16 protein-coding genes and 1 pseudogene are annotated in these 21,532 nt (G+C 44.7%); 8 read left to right on the top strand and 9 right to left on the bottom strand.

The features are described 5' to 3' along the window. The first annotated feature begins 143 nt into the window (after positions 1 to 143). Positions 144 to 404 (top strand): hypothetical protein, encoded by a 261-nt coding sequence (locus AACV20_RS01235; RefSeq protein WP_170907826.1) that lies wholly within the window; start codon positions 144 to 146, stop codon positions 402 to 404. Between the two features lie 99 nt (positions 405 to 503). On the opposite strand, the gene tusA is transcribed toward AACV20_RS01235, so the two are convergent. Next, positions 504 to 752, bottom strand: a complete 249-nt coding sequence (gene tusA / locus AACV20_RS01230; RefSeq protein ID WP_020977692.1) for a sulfurtransferase TusA — start codon at positions 750 to 752, stop codon at positions 504 to 506. Between the two features lie 133 nt (positions 753 to 885). On the opposite strand from tusA, the gene AACV20_RS01225 reads away from it, so the two are divergent. Both AACV20_RS01225 and AACV20_RS01220 read left to right on the top strand, forming a co-directional pair. Beyond that, positions 886 to 1,071 (top strand): hypothetical protein, encoded by a 186-nt coding sequence (locus tag AACV20_RS01225; RefSeq protein ID WP_010319936.1) that lies wholly within the window; start codon positions 886 to 888, stop codon positions 1,069 to 1,071. A 156-nt stretch (positions 1,072 to 1,227) separates the two neighbouring features. Next, on the top strand, positions 1,228 to 2,172 hold the full coding sequence (locus tag AACV20_RS01220) for a LysR family transcriptional regulator (protein ID WP_013855564.1): 945 nt from the start codon (positions 1,228 to 1,230) through the stop codon (positions 2,170 to 2,172). A 46-nt stretch (positions 2,173 to 2,218) separates the two neighbouring features. Here the strand turns inward: AACV20_RS01220 and acuI are convergent, their stop codons facing one another. The 6 genes from acuI to ilvG all read right to left on the bottom strand — a co-directional run bounded on the left by acuI (position 2,219) and on the right by ilvG (position 9,628). Then, positions 2,219 to 3,199, bottom strand: a complete 981-nt coding sequence (gene acuI / locus AACV20_RS01215) for an acrylyl-CoA reductase (NADPH) (protein ID WP_170889558.1) — start codon at positions 3,197 to 3,199, stop codon at positions 2,219 to 2,221. Positions 3,200 to 3,346: 147 nt separating this feature from the next. Continuing rightward, positions 3,347 to 4,885: a threonine ammonia-lyase, biosynthetic gene (gene ilvA, locus AACV20_RS01210; RefSeq protein WP_017046359.1), complete on the bottom strand. Its 1,539-nt coding sequence runs from the start codon at positions 4,883 to 4,885 to the stop codon at positions 3,347 to 3,349. 3 nt (positions 4,886 to 4,888) lie between these two features. Continuing rightward, positions 4,889 to 6,730, bottom strand: a complete 1,842-nt coding sequence (gene ilvD, locus AACV20_RS01205; RefSeq protein WP_017046358.1) for a dihydroxy-acid dehydratase — start codon at positions 6,728 to 6,730, stop codon at positions 4,889 to 4,891. Between the two features lie 16 nt (positions 6,731 to 6,746). Then, entirely contained in the window at positions 6,747 to 7,685 is a 939-nt protein-coding gene (gene ilvE / locus AACV20_RS01200) for a branched-chain-amino-acid transaminase (protein ID WP_010319931.1), read from the bottom strand. A 12-nt stretch (positions 7,686 to 7,697) separates the two neighbouring features. Next, positions 7,698 to 7,982 (bottom strand): acetolactate synthase 2 small subunit, encoded by a 285-nt coding sequence (gene ilvM, locus AACV20_RS01195; RefSeq protein ID WP_010319930.1) that lies wholly within the window; start codon positions 7,980 to 7,982, stop codon positions 7,698 to 7,700. Further along, a complete protein-coding gene (gene ilvG, locus AACV20_RS01190; protein ID WP_017044151.1) occupies positions 7,982 to 9,628 on the bottom strand; it encodes an acetolactate synthase 2 catalytic subunit in 1,647 nt (548 codons plus the stop codon). Before ilvG ends, ilvM begins: the two co-directional genes overlap by 1 nt. Positions 9,629 to 10,105: 477 nt before the next feature. Between ilvG and AACV20_RS01185 the strand changes: the two are divergent. The 5 genes and pseudogenes from AACV20_RS01185 to AACV20_RS01165 all read left to right on the top strand — a co-directional run. Continuing rightward, a pseudogene (locus AACV20_RS01185) lies at positions 10,106 to 11,014 on the top strand (YifB family Mg chelatase-like AAA ATPase); the annotation flags it as partial. A 154-nt stretch (positions 11,015 to 11,168) separates the two neighbouring features. Further along, entirely contained in the window at positions 11,169 to 13,508 is a 2,340-nt protein-coding gene (locus AACV20_RS01180; RefSeq protein WP_170907824.1) for a hypothetical protein, read from the top strand. After that, the gene (locus AACV20_RS01175; RefSeq protein WP_170907823.1) at positions 13,502 to 15,907 is read left to right on the top strand and encodes an integrase; all 2,406 of its coding nucleotides are present in this window, start codon (positions 13,502 to 13,504) and stop codon (positions 15,905 to 15,907) included. Before AACV20_RS01180 ends, AACV20_RS01175 begins: the two co-directional genes overlap by 7 nt. A gap of 11 nt (positions 15,908 to 15,918) precedes the next feature. Continuing rightward, positions 15,919 to 16,449 (top strand): hypothetical protein, encoded by a 531-nt coding sequence (locus AACV20_RS01170; protein ID WP_095470098.1) that lies wholly within the window; start codon positions 15,919 to 15,921, stop codon positions 16,447 to 16,449. Next, a complete protein-coding gene (locus tag AACV20_RS01165) occupies positions 16,449 to 17,810 on the top strand; it encodes a site-specific integrase (RefSeq protein WP_170907831.1) in 1,362 nt (453 codons plus the stop codon). Before AACV20_RS01170 ends, AACV20_RS01165 begins: the two co-directional genes overlap by 1 nt. A gap of 138 nt (positions 17,811 to 17,948) precedes the next feature. On the opposite strand, the gene AACV20_RS01160 is transcribed toward AACV20_RS01165, so the two are convergent. Next, positions 17,949 to 19,142, bottom strand: a complete 1,194-nt coding sequence (locus AACV20_RS01160; protein ID WP_088728801.1) for a HEPN/Toprim-associated domain-containing protein — start codon at positions 19,140 to 19,142, stop codon at positions 17,949 to 17,951. 13 nt (positions 19,143 to 19,155) lie between these two features. Beyond that, positions 19,156 to 21,228 (bottom strand): hypothetical protein, encoded by a 2,073-nt coding sequence (locus tag AACV20_RS01155; protein WP_170907822.1) that lies wholly within the window; start codon positions 21,226 to 21,228, stop codon positions 19,156 to 19,158. Between the last annotated feature and the right edge of the window lie 304 nt (positions 21,229 to 21,532).

Here is a 21,532-nt window from a genome sequence, read left to right as displayed (position 1 = left end):
AGATGATTGGGCGAGTGAGCGTGACACAATTTATTACTCAACTTGTCGCCCAACGTCTACGGTTGCGTGATGAGTGACAAATTTATGCCATACTGGTCATGTTACTGTAGTGCTAGATGATGCAAGTCTAAGAGGGAATGCATATGCTGACACGTTATATGGGAATGACCGCCAAGAGCCAAAGTTACTTGTTTACGTTCGGTTTTGTGCTGACGTTGTTGGGTATGGCGTTGACGGAAATGTGGCTACCCATGGTGGCCGGCGCAATCATATTGTGTGGCTTAATGGTGGAATCTTGGATCCGAGTCGCGCACATTATCCCGATGCACGATGAAATTCGAACCCTGCAAAAGCAGGTCACAAAACTGCAATCAGAGATCCGCACCATCGAGTTTAATGAGTAGTGTGCAGCGCAATGAATCAATGAATCAATGAATTAATAGCAAAAGGCGGCCTTTTTGAGGTCGCCTTTTCTTTTGCGTACGCATCACTTAGATCGAGGCTTAACTCAATCCTTTCTTAATCAAATAGAGATAGGGCAATGTATCCACTTTCTCCGCAATTAACTGATGATCCATAAAGCGGCAAAAACTGGGAATGTCTCGAGTGGTTGACGGGTCATCGGCTTTCACTAGTAAAATTTCGCCATCTTGCATGGTTCGAATGGTTTTTCTGACCATCATTACAGGCTCGGGACAGCGCAATCCTTCGGCTTCGAGTATTTGTGTGGCAAGTGCCGGATCAAATGTCATATTCAAACCTAATCGATGTTATCGCAAGGCGTAGATAATACTGGCGAGGAAAAAATATTCAATAACCACTTGGCAAAGTGATCTTTTTGTTTTAACTTACTTAACAAGTTGATAACAATTTAGTGAGGCACTTATGTTAACAGCGCTTGATAGGTTAACCATTTATTCGGTTCTCTGCTTTATCTCATTTTGTGCCTTAGTGATGCGAACGCCTGCAGAAACGTCATGGATGCCACTTTTTGGTGTCAGTGCGTCACTGGTTGGGATCTGGCTTGAGATGCATCTTTGGAAAGGCATCTCAGAAGAGCAGAATCACTAATCCATCACATATTGATCAACGCATTGCACTAATACGACACGTAACACATTCCGACACTATCCCCATTTTCTTGGGCTTCCCCGCTGAAAGGCGGGATTTTTTTTGCCTAACGCGTACACTGAGCCTATTTACCAATGACAAAAGTGGGGTTATTGCATGGAGTTGGAAGATATCTATCGTCGCGATCTGAATTTATTGATTGCACTGAGAGTGTTGATAGAAGAGAGCAGTGTCAGTAAAGCGGCCCAGCGTTTAAATCTTAGTCAGTCAGCCATGAGCCGTGTATTAGGTCGGTTACGTGATCTGCTCAATGATCCTCTTTTTACGCGCCAAGGTCAGCATCTCATTCCGACTGAAAAAGCGCTGGAGCTTAATCGCGCCTTAGGCGAGCCATTGGAGTCTCTACGTCAAATCCTTTCACCTGTTGAATTTGACCCCCAGCAATGTGAACAAACCTTCACCATTGCCACGACAGATTACGCAATGCAGACCATCTTACCGTTTGCTTTACCAAGGATATATCAAGAGGCACCAAACGTGTCGTTTGAGTTTTTACCTTTGCAGCATGATAGGTTGGCCGATCAACTGACTTATGAAGGGGCTGATTTAGCGATTTGTCGCCCAACGTCGCCAGTAGCACCATTGATGAGTGAGGTACTTGGGCGAGTCGGTGTGCTTTGTTTGCTCTCCCAACACCATCCGTTGGCGAATCGGCAGATCTCTTTAGCGGATTACCTGACATACCCTCATGCGATGATTGCGATCAGTGATGGTGTTAATGCCTTAATTGAGCAAGCATTAAGTGGGCAGCCTAAACGGAAAATGGTGCTCAGAGCCTATCATTTAGAAGCCGCGCTAGCGATTGTTGATACCATGCCATTGATTATTACGGTGCCTGCGGATCTGGCCTATTTAGTGGCAGAGCGTTACGCATTGGTGGTGAAGCCGTTACCGTTTCAGTTTACGCCGTTTGACTACTCTATGATTTGGCACTCGCGATGTGAGCATTCTCCTGCCCAAGAATGGTTAAGGCAGATCGTCAAACAAGAGTGCAGTCGGTTGATTGCTAAGCGTATTGAAGAGATGCAGTTAGAGGGGTAAAAATCATCAAGCTTTGAGTAAGACCAAAGCTTGATGAATGAATGGTTTAAAGCTTAATCACCACGCGACCAGTCACTTGACCATTGGTGATCGTTTCAGCGTACTGCGCTGTTTGTTCGAGGGTGATTTCCTCACACGCTTGCTCAAAGTAGCTTGCAGGTAGCAGTTTCGCTAAGCTTTCCCATGCTGCCATGCGTTTTTCTAGCGGGCAAGAGACGGAGTCGACACCTTGCAGGCGTACATTGCGCAAAATGAACGGCATGACGGTGGTGGGTAAATCAAAACCACCCGCTAAACCACACGCGGCAACCGTGCTGTTGTAGTCCATTTGGGCTAACACTTTGGCTAACATTTTGCTGCCTACTGTATCGACCGCGCCAGTCCAAATCTGTTTTTCCAGCGGACGAGCTGGTTCTTCAAATTCGCTGCGATCAATAATGCGGCTTGCTCCTAGTTTTTCTAGCAGTGGACCATTTTGTTCAACACGACCCGTTACCGCAGCAACTGTATAACCTAGCTTAGCTAATAGTGTTACAGCAACTGAACCCACGCCGCCACTGGCACCCGTCACCAATATTTCACCCTTTTCCGGTTGAATACCCGCATCTAAAATGGCTTGCACGCAAAGCATGGCAGTAAAGCCAGCAGTGCCAATCATCATCGCTTTTTTGCTATCAAGGCCGTGCGCGAGTGGTACTAACCAATCGGCTTTCAAGCGTGCTTTTTGCGCCATACCACCCCAATGGTTTTCACCTACTCCCCAGCCGGTTAGTACAACTTTATCACCGGTTTGGTAGCGAGTATCTTGAGATTCAAGTACGGTTCCCGCAAGATCAATGCCCGGTACCATAGGGAAATTGCGAATGATTTTGCCTTTACCTGTAATGGCTAAACCATCTTTGTAATTCAATGATGAGTAATCGACCGCGACTAAAACTTCACCTTGCGGTAATTGTGATTCGTCGATTTGTTCAATGGTGGCAACTGTGTTTTTTTCTTGTTGATTAAGGATTAACGCTTTAAACATTCGGATCTCCAGATTGGCACAGCAAGCATAAGATGTCGCTAAGTGTAGTACTGAATTAACTATGACTAAAATGAAACTTTAGCATTGGTTCTATGCGTATTATGCATCACTCATAAAAAATGCCAGTCGTGGGACTGGCATTGAGCTTTAGGATAAGAAGAACTGGTATGAAGGATTGTCCGTCTCATCTTTGCATTGGTAACCCAATTCTCTAAGGTGAGCGGAGAAGCGGTTTAAATCACTCTCTTCGAGTTCAAAACCACACAATACGCGGCCATAATCGGCGCCATGATTGCGGTAATTAAACAAGCTAATGTTCCAGTGTGTGCCAAGCGTGCTGAGAAATTTCAGCAGAGCGCCCGGATATTCCGGAAATTCGAAGCTGTATAATCGCTCTTTTAGCGGCTTAGAGGGTTTGCCTCCAATCATATAACGGACATGCAGTTTGGCCATTTCATCATCCGATAGATCCACCACAGGGTAGCCACCTTGGCGTAAATCGTGAATGATGTTGTCGAGCTCTTCTTGCCCACTTAACAGGCGTACACCGACGAAAATGTTGGCCAGCTTGTCATCGTTATAGCGATAGTTGAACTCGGTGACCGCGCGACCGCCAATGATATTACAAAACTCAAAAAACGCGCCTTGACGTTCAGGTATGGTCACCGCCAAAAGCCCTTCACGTTTTTCGCCTAGCTCACATCGCTCCGACACGTAACGCAAGCCGTGGAAATTGGTGTTAGCCCCTGAAAGTACGGTGCCTAACTGTTTATCCACCAGCTTATGTTTTTCCGCGAATTTCTTCAGACCAGCCAGAGCAAGCGCTCCAGAAGGTTCGGCAATCGCACGCGTGTCTTCGAAGATATCTTTAACCGCCGAGCAGATTTCATCGCTTGATACCGTGATGTGGCCATCAATGTATTGCTGACACAAACGGAAGGTTTCATCACCAATACGTTTTACCGCGACACCGTCGGCAAACATGCTGACTTGGTCAAGCACCACGGGTTTACCTGCCTCGAGTGCTGCTTTTAAACAAGCAGAATCTTCAGGTTCAACCGCAATGACTTTGATTTCTGGCATCAGCTGTTTGATGAGCACCGCGACCCCAGCGGCTAAACCGCCACCGCCGACTGGTACAAAAATGTAATCAAGGTGGCCATTTTGTTGCAGCATTTCCATGCCAATCGTGCCTTGCCCTGCAATGACCAGTGGGTGATCGAACGGTGGGACAAACGTATAACCTTGCTCGTGAGCCAAGCGTTCCGCTTCGGCTTTGGCTTCATCAAAGTTGTTGCCATGCAAAATCACCAAACCGCCAAAACCGCGCACCGCTTCGACTTTGATATCAGGGGTAGTTTTAGGCATCACAATGGTGGTTTTAATGCCTAATTTTGTTCCCGATAGAGCCATTCCCTGCGCGTGGTTGCCTGCTGACGCGGCAATCACCCCAGCTTGTTTTTGCACCTCAGATAAACTCGACACCATATTATAAGCGCCGCGTAATTTAAAAGAGTGCACAGGCTGGCGATCTTCACGCTTGAGCTGAACGCGATTTTTGATGCGCGCCGATAAGCGGGGCATATCCTGCAATGGCGTCACCGTTGCGACGTCATACACGGGGGCGCGCAGGATCTGGCGCAGATAATCTGCGCCAGTTTGAGTTGCGTTACCTGAGTCGCTCATCCGCTAGCCCTCTAGCTTAGATTTGTCTCGAACAGCCCCTTTATCAGCGCTGGTGGCCATACTTGCGTAGGCTTTCAATGCCAAAGAGACTTCACGCTGGCGATTGACAGGTTTCCAACCGAGCTGGTCTTGTTTTACGCGGCGCTCAGCCAGTTCAGCTTCTGAAACGTTGAGCGTAATGGAGCGGTTTGGAATATCGATGGCGATAATATCCCCAGAATTCACCAAACCTATCGTTCCGCCGTTCGCAGCTTCTGGAGAAACGTGACCAATTGATAAACCGGAAGTCCCCCCAGAGAAACGACCGTCAGTCAGTAGCGCGCACTCTTTGCCTAGCCCCATTGATTTGAGGTACGTGGTTGGGTAAAGCATTTCTTGCATACCCGGGCCGCCTTTCGGGCCTTCATAGCGGATGACGACAACATCACCAGCCTTCACTTTACCGCCTAAAATACCTTCAACGGCACTTTCTTGGCTTTCAAAGACCACGGCTGGGCCTGCAAATTTCAGGCTACCTTCATCAACCCCTGCTGTCTTGACAATACAGCCGTCAACGGCAATGTTGCCTGATAGGACGGCTAGGCCACCATCTTGGCTAAAAGCATGCTCTTTGGTACGAATACAGCCTTCTTTGCGATCGTCATCGAGGCGATCCCATCGGCATTGTTGTGAGAAAGCTTTAGTGGTACGAATACCCGCAGGACCGGCACGGAAAAAGGTTAAGACGTCTTCATCTTGCGTTTGCATAATGTCGTATTGAGCCAACTGCTCTTTCATCGATAAACCCAACACGGTGCGAGTTTGATTGTTGATGAGACCGGCGCGATCCAATTCACCAAGAATCGCCATCACGCCACCCGCGCGGTGTACATCTTCCATATGATATTTTTGAGTCGATGGCGCGACTTTACACAGATGAGGTACGCGGCGTGACATGCGGTCGATATCACCCATGTCAAAATCGATTTCACCTTCTTGAGCGCCTGCTAATAGGTGCAATACGGTGTTGGTTGAGCCGCCCATGGCAATATCGAGCGCCATCGCATTTTCGAATGCGGCTTTGTTGGCAATATTACGCGGTAAGGCGGATGCATCATCTTGTTCGTAGTAACGCTTGGTTAATTCAACAATGCGTTTACCTGCGTTGATGAAGAGCGCCTCACGATCGGCATGCGTGGCCAACATTGAACCATTACCTGGTTGAGAAAGCCCCAACGCTTCGGTGAGACAGTTCATTGAGTTGGCGGTAAACATGCCAGAACAAGAACCACAGGTTGGGCAGGCCGAGCGTTCAATTTGTTCACTTTGTGCATCGGAGACTTTAGGGTCAGCGCCTTGGATCATCGCATCGACTAAATCGAGTTTGATGATTTGATCAGAAAGCTTGGTTTTACCCGCTTCCATTGGCCCGCCAGAAACAAAGATGACGGGAATATTAATGCGCAGTGCCGCCATCATCATCCCAGGGGTGATTTTGTCGCAGTTGGAAATGCAGACCATCGCATCAGCGCAGTGCGCATTAACCATGTACTCGACAGAGTCTGCGATCAACTCGCGTGATGGTAGTGAGTACAGCATGCCGCCATGCCCCATGGCGATACCGTCATCTACCGCGATGGTATTAAATTCTTTGGCGATGCCGCCGGCTTTTTCGATTTCACCCGCAACCAATTGACCCATATCTTTGAGGTGCACGTGGCCCGGTACGAATTGAGTGAACGAGTTAACCACCGCAATAATCGGCTTACCGAAATCTTCATCTTTGACGCCAGTGGCGCGCCATAATGCGCGCGCTCCAGCCATATTACGTCCGTGTGTCGTTGTTGCGGATCTATACTTTGGCATTGTCTATCGTCCTCTATTACTTCGGTTGTGGGTACACGTAATCCAACCAGCCCCACTTGTCTTCAGTGGTGCCGTTAAATAGGCCAAAGTAAGCTTCTTGCATCACTTTCGTGATTGGCCCACGTTTGCCCTCTCCAACCGTAATTTGGTCTACGCTCCGTACAGGGACGATTTCGGCGGCGGTGCCGGTCATGAAAATTTCGTCAGCAAGGTAGAGTGCTTCACGCGCAATGTTCACTTCACGCACTTCGTAACCCATTTCTTTAGCCAGCGTCATGATCGAATCACGCGTGATGCCCGGCAAGATGGAGCTGGTGGTTGGTGGCGTGAGCAGCACACCGTTTTTGATGACGAAAATGTTTTCGCCTGCACCTTCAGATAAATAACCATCCACGCTTAAGGCGATACCTTCGGCATAGCCATGACGACGAGCTTCACCACCGACAAGCAGAGACGATAAATAGTTACCACCCGCTTTGGCTGCGGTTGGAATGGTGTTTGGCGCAGCGCGATGCCAGCTAGAAACCATCGCATCCACACCATTTTCTAGCGCTTCATCACCTAAGTAAGCACCCCAAGGGAAGGCGGCAATGATTAACTCCATTTCAGTATTCACTGGTGGGCAAACGCCAAGGCCAACGTTGCCAACAAAGCCAAGTGGGCGAATGTAGGCTGAATCCAGTTTATTGACGCGCAATGTTTCACGTGTCGCTTCCATGATCTCTTCTATCGTATAGGGGATAGGGAAACGGTAAATTTTTGCTGAATCTTTCAGGCGTTGAGCGTGCTCTTTATGACGGAAGACGATTGGACCTTTAGGAGTGTTATAACAACGCACACCTTCAAACACCGAGGTGCCGTAGTGCATTGCGTGTGTCAGTACATGAACGTTTGCATTTGCCCACGGAACCATTTCACCGTTGAACCAAATGTAATCTGCAGTTTTTGTTGCCATTTATTGCCTTCCTTATGCACAAATCTTTTGTTGTAAATTGTTATTCGGTAGTTCGTTATTTTTTATTGGGGTGACATCGACACTGCGAATATCCCATAATTTTTCAATTTGATTGATCAGTGTGCTGATGGGGCGATCACTATCAACAATGATTTCAACACTGGCGACTTTGCTGGCGTGGTTTTGCGTTGCGGCCACTTGTTTTATCACAAATCCACGATGGCGAATCACGCGCAGAACACGCTCTAATAGCACCGGTTTATCATCGGCTTTGATGTCTAATAGGTATCTATCCATTAGGTGTTCTCCAACATATCACTATTTGAGGCGCCCGGTGGTACAAGCGGCCATACGTTTTCTTCTTCATCAATCAAAACGTGAAGCAGATAAGCTGTTTTGCTGGCCAGCATTTCTTTAAGTGCTGGTTCAACTTCTTCTTTTTTGGTGATGGTTTTGCCAGGAATATCGAACGCCTTAGCTAGCATCACGAAATCTGGGTTGTCATCCAAAATCGTTTCACTATGGCGGCCATCAAAGAACAGCGATTGCCATTGGCGCACCATACCCAAACGATGGTTGTTCAGTAGTACCATCTTGACCGGGATTTGGCGGCGCTTGAGCGTACCAAGTTCTTGAACATTCATCATGAACGAGCCATCCCCGGAAATGAGAATGGATTGATCATCTGGGCGAGCAACGGCAGCACCCATTGAGGCGGGCAACCCAAAGCCCATAGTGCCAAGGCCAGCTGAGGTGATGAAGTTCTGTGGAGCACGCGGCTGAATGTGCTGCGCGGCCCACATTTGATGTTGGCCAACGTCGGTTGAGACGATGGCTGAATCGGGCATCATGTCGGACAGTTGTTTGAGTAACAATGGCGCAAAAATGAGATCGCCCGGGTGGTCATAGCGCCACTTAAAGCCACTGCGCAAACTTTCACTGTGGTGAACCCACGGTGCGATATCACGCGTCAGTTCCAGTTGTGGAAGAATGAGATTGATGTCACCACGTAGTGACGCATTGGCGATACGGAGTTTATTAAACTCGGCCGCATCGATATCGATATGAATCACTTTGGCGTGTGGTGCAAAAGTATCCAGCTTTCCCGTTACTCGGTCATCAAAGCGCGCTCCAACCACAATCAGCAAATCACACTCTTGAACGACCAAGTTTGCCGCCTTAGTCCCGTGCATACCAAGCATGCCAAGGTAATGCGGGTCATGGCGCTCAATCGTGCCCAAGCCTTTTAAAGTGCTTACTGATGGCATCGGATTGAGGCGTAAAAACTCGCGTACGGAATCGGTCGCTTTGGCCAGTTGAACGCCACCGCCAACATACAATACAGGACGAGAGCTTTGTGAAAGCAGTTGTTGCGCTGCGTGAAGCTGCTCTTGGCTGGCAACTGGCATGGCTGGCGCAGTGAACGCAGGTAGCTCAGTCACGGGGGTTTTTGCCAGTTGTACATCTTTAGCGATATCCACAATCACCGGGCCGGGGCGACCCGCTTTCGCTACCTCAAAGGCTTCGGCAAGGGTGGGTGCGAGATCGTGGATATCGGTAACGAGGTAGCTGTGTTTGGTGCAAGAGAGTGACATACCAATCACGTCCATCTCTTGAAAAGCATCGGTACCAATGTGCGAGCTTGCGACTTGGCCGGTGATGGCGACGAGGGGGATTGAGTCAAGAAATGCATCGGCAAGACCGGTGACCAAATTGGTCGCTCCGGGTCCTGAGGTGGCCATGCACACCGCGACATCTTGTGTCGAGCGCGCCATGCCAATCGCCGCCATGGCTGCACCTTGTTCGTGGCGACAGAGGATGTGTTCTACACCGCCATCGTATAATGCATCATAGATTGGCATGATAGCACCGCCGGGATAACCAAAAACGGTTTTGATTCCCTGCTGCTTTAATGCGGCTACAACCAGTTGTGCTCCTGTCATCGTAACCCTCCCAAACTGTGTATGGCACAGTAAACCATGTTGTGTTTGCACTTCATGTGCGCTCCCATTCTTCCTGTCATATCGGGTTGGATAATCACCAACCAGTATGAACTTTTTAGTTTAATAGTTGTAAAAAAACCCCCGGACTTTTCAGTGCGGGGGTCTTTTGAATCTGGTGGTTATTTTGCGCCCACTAGCCCCCGCGCGGAATCAATAATGACCACGATAATCAGGCTTAGCAGTAGGTTAATGTGAGCGTTCAAATTCATCACTTAATTCTTAAAATAGTTGGCGTAATATCTTACGAAATTGTTTGCGTCTCTAGTGGTAACACACAATTCCGTTAAATGACAAGCAAAAACTCATTCTTTTTTCACATTCTTTCAGCATCACAACAAGCTATATAACAATCTCTCGTGTGCAAATAAGGGCGCAGAAACAGAACGAACACTTTTTAAACAACAACAAAGGAATGAAATGGGACTCGCAATTATTCACAGCCGAGCCAGTGTTGGCGTGCAAGCACCGACAGTGACAGTTGAAGTACATATTAGCAATGGTATGCCCGGTTTTACGTTGGTCGGCTTGCCAGAAACGACGGTCAAAGAGTCTCGTGATCGCGTGCGCAGCGCTATCATTAATTCCCGCTTTGAGTTTCCCGCCAAGCGTATTACGGTCAATCTAGCCCCTGCGGATCTCCCCAAAGAGGGTGGTCGATTTGATTTACCGATCGCGTTGGGGATTTTGGCAGCCTCACAGCAGATAGCGCTAACGAAGTTAGATGGGTATGAGTTTATTGGTGAATTAGCCTTATCTGGTGAGTTGCGTCCTGTTAAAGGTGTGTTACCCGCCGCTTTAGCTGCGAATCGAGCCAAGCGCTGTTTGGTGGTGCCTCATGGTAATGGTGATCAAGCCGCGTTAGTGGCAAAGGATCAGCATAAATCGGCGCAAACGCTGCTTGAGGTGTGTGCTGATTTGTGTGGCCAGCAAACCCTCTCTCTTTTTCAAACCGAACCTAAACTATGCCGAGCGAAAAATACTCGCGATCTGCAAGATATCATTGGTCAACAGCAAGGAAAGCGAGCGTTAGAAATCGCAGCCGCGGGCAACCATAACCTGCTTTTTCTCGGTCCACCCGGAACGGGTAAAACCATGCTTGCCTCTCGGTTGTGTGATTTATTACCAGAAATGAATGAAGATGAAGCGATGGAAACTGCTTCGGTTGCTTCTCTGACTCCACAAGACATCAACCAGCACAACTGGAAGCAAAGGCCATTTCGCTCGCCTCATCATTCCAGTTCAATGGCGGCGCTGGTCGGTGGCGGTTCTATTCCGAGGCCGGGGGAAATTTCTTTGGCACACAATGGGTTATTGTTTCTTGATGAAACGTCCGTAATCCCAATAATTAAAAGTTATCAAAAACTAAATAAATTGTTGAATATTAATAATTAAAACGCTAATTAATATCTTAAATTTACATTGACACTAATCACTATGACAACTAGTGTAGTTATGAGTTGTCAATCTATGGAATGTGGTTGTGAATGTAAAAACACTAAATGAGCTTTCTTTATTAAAAACTGCACTGTCAGTCGAATACTCTAACTACCTAACACTTGCTGCTGAATCCTCAGTTCACAAAAATACAATACAGCCTGTATTGAATGTTTATGCAGCTTACTGCTACTTGGTTGGGCAAGGTAACTACAGTGCATTGGATATACTGAATGACTCAAGTTCACTTAATGCGCACTTCCAGTCGCTCATTGGATTTGTTTATAGCAATGATGATATCACTATCAGGTACCGATATAACTACGGTAATCTACTCAAAGTCCTTTTCCGCTACATTGCGCAAGATAAGCAACTTGACCTCAATGACGTAAAGCTTTCGCCCACTAAATTCTCAACAGACGTTTCGAGCTGTCTAGCTCAGTTTCGAAAGCACAATATAGATAAATCAAAAGCTGACTACCTTGATGGTTGGCAAGTAACATCAAAAGAAGGCAAAGAACATGAGGCTCACCTTGATACGCTTTATGTTAATTTTGGCGAAGCGTTTACAAACAAGGTTCATCTTGCTCTAAAAAACTATGCTTTTACTCAAAAATCATCATCTCTGAGTTATGCATTAACAGGCTTCAGAAAACTTTTTGTGGGTTTCTCCACTGTTTATAACGACCGAGACGGACTATCAATAGAAATCCTTCTCAGTCGTAATCATGTGCAGCTATTTTTCCACAAGCTGTTTAAAGTGCTATTTGTGCGCTCCCAAGCTGCCCAGAACTGCCCAAAAGATTTTCATGTTAAGTGGCGAAATATCAGTAACTATTATACCGAGTGCTTCATCAACACGGGTGTTTTTGCTGAGCCTCACAAGCCATTCATCGTGCCAGACTGGAAAGACCCAAAAGATGCAGCGCCTACCTTTTCTATTGGCGGCAATGCTACGCAGCCAGAAAACCTTAGATGGTTTGCTAACATCCCACTTAAAATTAAAGATGAAGAGGCTGTTTTAATTATTAAGCAACGTATAGATAGAGATATGGCGCATATCAAGCATGTGTGTCTCTTGAAATTCGATGAGCTTTTAGAGCGAGAGGATAGAAATAAAGTTTTTCAGAGCACGGGCTTAGTTAAACCACTGAACGGCACGTTAGGCAATGTTCAATATAAAAACTGTGTTGGTGCAGATAAGTTAGACAATACAGTCGCAACCTTTTATGCACATGGCATCGCTGCGAAAGACAACTATCTATCATTTTTGGGGTTTCACGGTAATGCTAGCCAACTCTCCGCAGAGTTAAACTTACCAAACCCTTCAATACTGAACGTTCTTTTGACGCTTCTTGTGATGGAGCATCCTCTGATAACACCGTCTTGGTTAGCAAAGTGGGACTTATTTGATGTAAATGGCAATATGGTAGGCTATAAGAAAGTTGGTAATCAACACATTGCGGTCAGTTACAAATCACGCAAAGGGTCTACCAATGCGCAACAAGAAGTAGTGCTCAATGAGTTTTCTAAATCTATAGTTGAGTTCTTGATACAGCATACACGCATGAGCCGTGAACACCTGAGGCAAAAAGGGAATGTGAGTTGGCGAAAGATGATTTTGACTGCAACCACTACCAGTGCGACGCGCCCAAGCACCCTCAATACCACTCTTTTATCGGCAAATGATTTTTATGATTGGCTTCAGGATAAAACGCTCTTTGATAAGAGCAGCGATATCACCCTGAAAGATGCCCAAGCTATTTCTGACATCCATTCATTACGCTCAATCAGACGACACAGAGGCTTTCAAATTTACTTGGAAACACGTTCAATGGATGCCGTTGCCGAGGCGCTTGGTCATGAAAAGAAGGATGCAAACCTACTGACCTCTTACCTTCCTAAACCACTCATGGACTTCTTTAATGCACGTTGGGTACGTCAGTTTCAGAACGCTATTTTACTTGAAGCCATGAAAGATTCAGTGCATCGACTTGATGCTGTGAATATGAGTACAGAGGACATTGAGGAATTCTTAAACAATCACGGTATCAGTAATATTCCAGAGCGTTTCGACCACGGTTTTGTTCAAAAGACCACAACTGATAATGAAACCTCTGAATCCTTAGCGTTCGACCAGTTGACCTACACTATTTCCACCTCTCTTTTGCAGCTTTTGATGGCGATACGCCTTGTCGTTGAGAGTAGTGATGATGAGGAATCTTTTTTAGATATTGTGGCTCACTGGTATCAATCAGCAGTGTTTGTTTTAGATACCCTGAGTTCAGGCAAGCATAGTGCTGATGATGATTTGATGGGAATGCTTGATATTGCAACCAATAACAAACTGAATGCTGACACGATTAAAGGAGCGCTGCTATGTTAAGTGTTGCTATCGACAATACCTCAATTGCTAACCTCATTGAAAGCATCGTGCTAGACCATTCGCTTTTGAATGGTCTAAGTGCCGAAACTCTTGAAGATATTATCAATTTCTCAGTAGCAAATGATGACTATCGAGCATTAGATATCATCACGAATATCCATACTGGCATCTACGGTTACGATGATAGACAGCCCGAATGGTTAGAATCCCGCTTTCCTGAAAACAAGTGGGTACTAACATTTGGCAAACACCCAAAAACGATACATTGGGATACAGTGTGCTTAGATGATGGTAAGAAACTCACGGATAAAAAACACCAAAAGTTGTTAAACAGCTTTAAATACTGGATCACAGCGGCAGATAATCCGCTGGAAAACGGTGGGAAGATTATCAGTCCAACAACGGCTTATCAAAAAGTTCTCAAAGTTATCGCTCTCATCAATGCCGTCTTGCTGCACTCGAAAGAATTGAAGATAGCAAAATATCACCTTCTGAATGTGAATGATGACTTCTGGTTGAACATCTTGACGAAATACGCTGAGCACGGAAATTTTCAAGGTGTGTATGAGATTGATAAGCGCACCAAGGTATTACTTGATAACGCTTCCCAGAGTGTTTCAGATGCACAAACGTTTAAAGAGAAGTTTCCCTACGTTACCCAAGACATTGCGCAAGATGAAAGTTTCTTATTTCTAGCAGAGAGAGAGAAGGCGTGTGCTTGGCTTTTTGAGCAAGGTTATTATCACACTGGAGAAGCCATAAAATACACTGGCAACAGTACTGTGCTGGGTGAGTTGTTGTTTAAAGGTAAGATGCTTTATCACGACACTAATCTCCCCAACTACGCAGAACTACACCTCAAAGCGCCAAACCAATACTCAGAGTATCGTGCAGTTGAGAATAGAGATACCTCAACAGGCACGAGTCAACGGACTATCTCGAAATACATTGAAGCCATTCGATTGATTCATACCAACCTTGAGCGTAAAGATGCGGCAAGTCCTTCAATCTTGTCCGAGCGTGTCAGTGCAGGTCACATTAGTCAGTTAGTTAGCTTAAAAAAAGTAGGGCGTACTCGCACCTTGCCGCCTAAGTTTGTGTTTAATTTAATTCGTCAGTGCTATGAGTTTGCCAAAGAGCATCTACCGACAGAGGAAGGCGCTGTTACTTTGCTAGACGAAACGTTAACGCTGCTGTCTACAGCAAGAAGCAAATCTACTGTAAAAAATTCTAACACACTCCGTCCACACCAAGACTCCCTTGCTTGGAATGAAGAATTGCATCGAGATATGTCTCGTTCGGAGCGAGGTTACTGGTTTCAAACGGAGGCGATCAATTGCCTGAGTAGTGAATACCTGAAAAAAGGAATAAAACAGGCTCAAGGCTTTGCTGATAGCGTTGAAAATCGCTTTGAGCGGATTCGAGCTAATGAGAGCTTGTTTGATTTGTTCTCTGTACTGCAAGGTGCAATACAGGTCTTGGTGGGTGCCATCATGGCTCGAAGACAAGATGAATTAATCAAGTTGAAGTCACATGGTAATCTATCACCTAATGTAAATCCCTTTTCAGAAGATGGCGCAAAAGCAGAGTACAACCTGATATTTAAGGTAAAAAAAACTGGCTCAAAAGGGGTCAACGCAACAATAGAAAGGCCAATTCCCTTAGCTATCGCAAGGTTCATTTGGCAACTTGAGCAATTTAACATCAAAGCTAATGAGTTAAATTTAGCCAAAGGAAAGCTGTCTCTATTTAATAATTTAAACTCAAAAGATTGCCAGTTAAGTCAGGTAGTACACATTACCTACAATACACACCTCGATGCTTTGTGTGATTACGTCGAAACGGACTTGGTGGAGTACGACAACGGTGAGTATCGCCGTAATTATGTTCGTCAGCATCAATTGCGCCGCTTCTTTGCAATGGCATTCTTCTGGTCTAAAGGATTTGATGGCATGGATGCTCTGCGCTGGATGCTCGGACATTCAGACATGGAACATCTGTATCACTATATCTCTGAATCGGAAACTGGGGCGGTACTAAATGGGGCTAAAGCCAGTGTGATTGTTCGTGGTGTGGTTGATTCCACCTCTGAACTTGCGAAGCTCGAAGGGATAGAAGAGGTTCGCAAAATGATTGCTGAGCGGCTGACTGGTGATAGCTCAACACCTATTACTATAGAGTCAGTGAGCGAGGCAGCAGGAGATTACGATGATGAGTCTTACCTAACCGTTCCTCATATTAGCCAAATTCAAAAAGAGCAGGACATTGAAACAGAGGTTATTCACCTTCTGGAAGAGGGGCAAATCACACTGGAACCAGAGTTTTTTATCATAGATGATAGTGATGGCAATGCCACTCAAACCTTTAATCTTATTTTAAAAATCAAAGACCTTGATTAAGGATTCGGCTAATGAAAGTTTTAGAGAAAAACCAAACCAAGGTACTTGAAACAGAAAAGCTGTTGAGAGAGATAATCACATCTCCCGCTGAGTTTAAAGATGATGTAGAGCTGATGAAGGCTCTCAAATCCCAATCTGGCATCGCTAAGTATCAGAACCAAGAGCGTAATATCACATCATGCTCATTAAACACGGTCAAAAGTATCTCAGAAGCACTTCTAGAGAGAGGCTTCTTATCCATAGATGAGCTTCGTATTAATGCAAAACTGGCGATAGAGGCTGCACATCACGATGAGAAAGCTTCTAAAGGTAACAAGCAAACCGTCGTGGGTTTAAAGCATAGAGTCGCAGAGCTAGAGTCTGAATTAGATGCAGCGCAGCGCAGCAATTCTTTGCTGACCGTTATGGTCTCAGAGCTGCGCTCTAGGCTAAAGCAGCTAGCGAACCATGAAGGAACAGTAGAAGAGCGACAGGAGGTTTATCGAGAACACAATCGGAAGATTGAAGCACAGATGAATTACACTCTGAATGGAGAGGTATGATGGCGGTTCGTAAGCTTAAAGACTTTGAGCAATGGAGTCATCTTGGGTTTGATGGCAAGCTTGTCTTTCGTAAGCCACTGGATATTCCTTTCGTAACCTACAGTAACCATGTGCCTTGCTATGAAGCCAATGCCTACATCCATAGTTTGATGGTGAGAAACTTAAAAAGTGACACGATTCGTGGATATGCACACGATATTATTCACTTGGTTCACTTTATTGAAAAACAGCCACTATTGAGCCGATTTAGCCAGCTTACAGACGCAACATTCACCCTTTTTATTCAATCGTTACAAGCAGAGAGAACACCACTCGGTGAGCTAAAACGCAGTAATAATTCGGTTATAAAGATTGCTCATACCTGTCTTGATTTTTTGCAGTTTATCCAAGACTTTCATGATTTGAGTTCTTTTATTGGTAAGGATAAAGCTAACTCAATTCAAATACTTGAAAAACCTTACAAGCGCAAACAGGAAGGCTATAAAGGGTTCATTGAAGGCACCAAAATTACGCACCCTGCTGTACCAACAAAAGATGAAATCAAGAAACGCCACCCTGTTTCGGAAGATGATGCCTTGCATGTGTGGGAGTTCATAAAGACTCAGAAAAACAAAGATAAGCGCAGAAGGGACATGGCGCTATATACAGCAATGGAGCAACTAGGTGGTCGTGTATCGGAGCTTCATTTGATTAAAATGACCGATTATGAGGAAGCTAGACGCACAGGTATGCTCACTCTTACCACTCTAAAGCGTAAGGACGATAACACAACTCGAAAGGTTCCTGTCCCACATCTTTTATTATCAGTGATTGCGGATTACATCAAAGTTCGAAAGAAGGTAATGAGGAAGAAGAAAGTTCAGCATGACTATCTCTTTATTAGCTTAAAGACAGGTCATCGCTTATCCGCCGATTCATGGACAACATACATGAACCTATGGAAAAAAGAGCTTGGTATCGAGGGTGAGTTGCATCCTCACCTGTGGAGACACGCATTCATTACTGACAAGCTTAAAGAGCTTATTCTGACCACTAAAGAGGTGAATAATAAAGACGACTTCCGAAAACATCTGCTTCATACGCAAACATTTAAAATGCAGCTTCAGCAATGGACAGGTCACACAAATCTTAGTTCTTTAGATATCTACATTGACCTGGCTTTTGCAGATATTCACGGCTACACAGAGGTTTACAACGCTGTTTCTCTGAAGACAAGTGTTGAGCTTGCTAAACGTCAGATCGAGTTGTTAGAAGAACAGATAGCAAGGAAGGAGTTAACATCTACCGCAGCGCTCGTGGAGATCAAGATATTGTTAGAAGCTTTTCGGTCTGATATCGATAAAAGCATCGTCTCATCGTGATAATAAAGTTGCTAACTTACTTTTGGACAAAAATGAGCTAGAGAAAATACTTTCGAACTAACTCACAAATTAGGAAAAGTATGTTGAATCTGACTCTTTCGCATCTGAGTACCCATTTCGAACTTTATGTGTACTAGCTCAGACCAAATCAACCAGCATCCCATCGATTATCTGAAGATCGATAGCTTTAGTAACATTTGTGACTAATTCAATTAGCTCGACAACATCTTGCTGGGATACGCTAACGATATTACCGTCAGTCTTCTTCCCATTCCGATGAACAATGTCATGCCTTATGAATATCAAAGGGCGTAGTTTAGATAGGAGATCTTCTGGAAACTCGCAAAGCAACACTCTTTTATAGAGCTCTTTCACTATGTCTATGTTATGAAAGGATATCCTGTCTATCTCTTCATTAAGAGTTCTATCTAAGTTGTCTAAGAATGCGAAGACTTCACTTTTGTTCATTTTCTTACTGAATGAAGTATGAGACTCTACGAACCTTCGCTTTATCGCATCGCGATTTAGCACATGACGTTTCATTGTATCGGATAGGTATGCTTCCATCGTTGTAATAACACTAGCAAATACCATCCTCTGTAGAACAGGATTCTCAGAAGTTGAGCTCAAAGTATTCAACTCATCCAATGAAGCAGTTAATAGCCCGTAGAAATGCGTTTCACCAACTTGTACTTGGGCAACGTCATCAAAATCATCTACCCAACCACCCGAGACAAGGTCTGTTATATCAAGGGTACACACTACATCATCTGATGAAATTTCGAGTAAAACTAGCGCATAAGTTTCGACTCTCTTACAAGGAAACATAGCCCCAGCAAAGCCCTGATTACCATCGTACACCCCGTAAAACTCTGAAAGCATAAAAGATAATAGTGGCTCACCTTCAATCTGAATTTTGGAGTCAAAGTTACCATCTTCGAACCTGTTTTGAGAAAGCTCTAACGCTCTAGGCAGTGCTCTTAGCCAATCGTCGAAGCTATGCGCCTCGACTACCTTTAAATTTTCAGTAATTTCATGGCTTAAAGCACTATCTTCACCGTGATCATATCCAAGTGACTCTTTCATCTCTGAAATCCAAGAAGCCTTCACTTCTTCGAAATCATAGCGTGCTGAATTAAGATCATATCCTGCTAACTGCAGTCTCCTAGTCAAGGCCTTAGCGTCAATTTTATAACCAATGAAATTATTAGATTCATCATCGCTAGAGACCTCCCTAACTCGATCCTGTTTGGTGAAGTACCACTGATCGTAGTAGTTTTTCCATGACCAGAGCTCATGATCACCGATATTCACACCAGCATAACTTCCCACTGCAATCTCCCTATCACATCACAACATCTACACTAGCAAATTCGGCATCAAAATCATCAGACTTAACAACTGGGAAATGATGCTCTCGTTCAAGCATTTCTATAGGTGATCTCTGTTTAAGCACTAAGTAGTTTTTGATTACCTTGTATGAGTCTTCCGTCATGTACGGAAATTTGTTTACGTTGTATTCAAAACAATCCGCATCTTCATTTAGCTGCGGTGGATTGCAAGCATATATCTGAAAGTTTGATTTCAACTCATCAAGATTACTGTAGAGCTGCAACCAAGCAATAGTCTTAGTTCCTCCTTGCCTTGACGGAAAACTGAACAAGTTCACTTTGTCAGATGCAAAGTATGCTCTCAGTATTTTCTCATCAATTACAGGAACACCATCGAACTCATAACCAACAAAAACCCTCCCGCTATTCAAAATGCACTGAGCAAATTTGTAATCTACGCTAGGGTCGTAATTCCAGCCCAAACGCTCGAAAATTGCTTGCAAATTGGCTTTCAAAAACTCTGTTTTCCTTGTGACCTGCTGGCCTGCATGTTCAAGGATACCAGCAGCACGAGCTTTAGATATTTCAGAGTCAGTGGTAACAATAGACTTTGCCTCACCAATGATGACTAGGTCATCAATACGAGCTAACAAGTCAAACTCTTCCTCACCTGCATCGAGTCTAATTCTTTTACTAACTCCCTTGTCGTAATCGGTGATTAGAGTGTTCTTCTCTAGGGAATCATTCAGCTCTTCTAGAACGGTATCTTCGTATGTGTACCCCTTTTCCCCAAGGTCTATACCCAAGTCATCAACCCATCTTTCGAAAACTCTAAACATAGAAGGAGAGCACAGTGCACTAACAACAATCGCATATTCGTTCTTGCTGGTCTTAATTAGAGGCTGGCACCACAAATCACTAGTAGGCGATGCTTTGATAGTCATAAACTCAAGAATTTTATCTATTTTTTCCGCAGCCAAACCTGTCGCCTCGCACAAAGCTCTTTTCAAAGAGAAGATTGGAACTGTCGGGCAAAACTCTTTGAGTTTGTTAATGGTGAATGCGCTATCGTCTTCAGGAAATTTATGCTTCAAAGTATTCGCCATCAACATCATACAACGGAATACGTTCAAGCTTTCATTAAGAGAGAAACCTTTACCGTAGTCGCCAGTTAACCACTTCTCAGGGTAATGGGATTGGAGGTCTAACTCTCTAATTCTCCATTCAGCATTGAATGTAATTAGCTTATCCCCAGCATCTTTGACGTTTGCGACGTAAGCCACTCGCCTTTTGTTCTCGCGCTTCATCATAACGAATTTATCACCAAGAAACTTAGAGCGAATCATTGGCCTTGAAGCGAGCATGGTATTCTGCCCTGAAAGACGATCTTTTCTATTCGAGCTACTTAGAAATGAAACCTCAATTTCTGATTTGGGTTGCTGAATAGAGAAGACTTTGTGCTCGTCATCTAACTCAATCAAGTCATAATCAGACCATAGAACACATTGCCACAAATGTAGGTATCCCGAATAGAGTTGTGAGAGCCCAGACTCCTGCATTACAAACGACATTTCATCTATTGGATTTTCAGAAACTGTTAGCTTTTCACCTTTCTCTACTTTCCCAAGGCAAACTCGAACTGCCAACTGAAAGCCATCAACAGCCCCATGAGCCAATTCTCCAAGACTTTTCTTATCACCCATCATATTGGCTTCAATCATTGCTGCATGAACGTTAGCTCCTTTAGCATTAGCATCTTGAACGTTAGCTTCCACTTCCTTTATGGTATTTTTAATTGCAACTGCTAGTGTTCGGTTAGAGGAAGCCACATAAGACAACATCAGTTTTTCATAAGTTGTTTTAGGGGCTTTAGAATAGAGTTCTGCCAACTTTCCACGAACCTCACCTAGCAAGCTATCAATGATGATTCCCGCTTTGTAAACCTTCTGGTCTCTTTCTGAAGCATCTGCCTCAAACTTCCCCCACTCTTTGTTCCACTTTTCAGCAGTAAAACGGTTACTATTCGGAGCCTTAATTTTCCCTTTACGAACGCTTTCTGTAAACGTCTCTTCAAGCACCTTGGCCATATTCTATAACCCTTTGAAATTTAAATATTATACATGATATTAGTACGATGCTAGGTCGTAAAGCCAGAGAAAAACTAGAAGCATCAAGCGCTCAAGTTTACATACGCTCAAGGATTATAAAATGTACAGCTGTTTCAGGTGCAAAATATGCCACAGCGTTATTCGTCTAAATTATTTTGGGGCGTGCGACGTGAGGTCGTATGAAGCGCTGTTCACCGCTTAATGTGTGAACCATCTGTATCACCAGATGAACCTAGGACTCTGAATAAAGTAGCGAGTCTGACAATGTAACGAAGACTGGTCA

Origin of the sequence: Vibrio sp. B4-6 (assembly GCF_963888245.1) — a bacterium.
Lineage (GTDB): Bacteria > Pseudomonadota > Gammaproteobacteria > Enterobacterales > Vibrionaceae > Vibrio > Vibrio anguillarum.
Note: the sequence above shows the minus strand (reverse complement) of the source record. Positions and strands in the feature narration are given on the sequence as shown.

Coding starts and splice junctions, on each gene's coding strand:
- ilvM (WP_010319930.1), bottom strand. CDS start 7,982: ATGGATAGATACCTATTAGACATCAAAGCCGATGATAAACCGGTGCTA.
- ilvG (WP_017044151.1), bottom strand. CDS start 9,628: ATGACAGGAGCACAACTGGTTGTAGCCGCATTAAAGCAGCAGGGAATC.
- AACV20_RS01175 (WP_170907823.1), top strand. CDS start 13,502: ATGTTAAGTGTTGCTATCGACAATACCTCAATTGCTAACCTCATTGAA.
- AACV20_RS01170 (WP_095470098.1), top strand. CDS start 15,919: ATGAAAGTTTTAGAGAAAAACCAAACCAAGGTACTTGAAACAGAAAAG.
- ilvA (WP_017046359.1), bottom strand. CDS start 4,885: ATGAGCGACTCAGGTAACGCAACTCAAACTGGCGCAGATTATCTGCGC.
- AACV20_RS01155 (WP_170907822.1), bottom strand. CDS start 21,228: ATGGCCAAGGTGCTTGAAGAGACGTTTACAGAAAGCGTTCGTAAAGGG.
- AACV20_RS01220 (WP_013855564.1), top strand. CDS start 1,228: ATGGAGTTGGAAGATATCTATCGTCGCGATCTGAATTTATTGATTGCA.
- AACV20_RS01165 (WP_170907831.1), top strand. CDS start 16,449: ATGGCGGTTCGTAAGCTTAAAGACTTTGAGCAATGGAGTCATCTTGGG.
- ilvE (WP_010319931.1), bottom strand. CDS start 7,685: ATGGCAACAAAAACTGCAGATTACATTTGGTTCAACGGTGAAATGGTT.
- acuI (WP_170889558.1), bottom strand. CDS start 3,199: ATGTTTAAAGCGTTAATCCTTAATCAACAAGAAAAAAACACAGTTGCC.
- AACV20_RS01225 (WP_010319936.1), top strand. CDS start 886: ATGTTAACAGCGCTTGATAGGTTAACCATTTATTCGGTTCTCTGCTTT.
- ilvD (WP_017046358.1), bottom strand. CDS start 6,730: ATGCCAAAGTATAGATCCGCAACAACGACACACGGACGTAATATGGCT.
- AACV20_RS01235 (WP_170907826.1), top strand. CDS start 144: ATGCTGACACGTTATATGGGAATGACCGCCAAGAGCCAAAGTTACTTG.
- tusA (WP_020977692.1), bottom strand. CDS start 752: ATGACATTTGATCCGGCACTTGCCACACAAATACTCGAAGCCGAAGGA.